The organism is Staphylococcus sp. HMSC62B09, from assembly GCF_001839115.1.
Lineage (GTDB): Bacteria > Bacillota > Bacilli > Staphylococcales > Staphylococcaceae > Staphylococcus > Staphylococcus haemolyticus.
In genome coordinates, this window is sequence record NZ_KV840114.1 from 1 (window position 1) to 612 (window position 612).

At 46.2% G+C, this 612-nt stretch carries 1 rRNA gene; it reads left to right on the forward strand.

The window, feature by feature from the left end:
* Positions 1–106 precede the first annotated feature (106 nt).
* Positions 107–612 (forward strand): 16S ribosomal RNA (locus HMPREF3265_RS02730); the annotation flags it as partial.

Consider the following 612-nt stretch of genomic DNA (forward strand, 5'->3'; position numbering starts at 1 on the left):
GAACATTGAAAACTGAATGACAATATGTCAACGTTAATTCCAAAAACAGTAACTTAAATGTTACAAACACTATTTAGTATTATGAGCTAATCAAACATCATAAATTTTTATGGAGAGTTTGATCCTGGCTCAGGATGAACGCTGGCGGCGTGCCTAATACATGCAAGTCGAGCGAACAGATAAGGAGCTTGCTCCTTTGACGTTAGCGGCGGACGGGTGAGTAACACGTGGGTAACCTACCTATAAGACTGGGATAACTTCGGGAAACCGGAGCTAATACCGGATAATATTTCGAACCGCATGGTTCGATAGTGAAAGATGGTTTTGCTATCACTTATAGATGGACCCGCGCCGTATTAGCTAGTTGGTAAGGTAACGGCTTACCAAGGCGACGATACGTAGCCGACCTGAGAGGGTGATCGGCCACACTGGAACTGAGACACGGTCCAGACTCCTACGGGAGGCAGCAGTAGGGAATCTTCCGCAATGGGCGAAAGCCTGACGGAGCAACGCCGCGTGAGTGATGAAGGTCTTCGGATCGTAAAACTCTGTTATTAGGGAAGAACATACGTGTAAGTAACTGTGCACGTCTTGACGGTACCTAATCAGAAA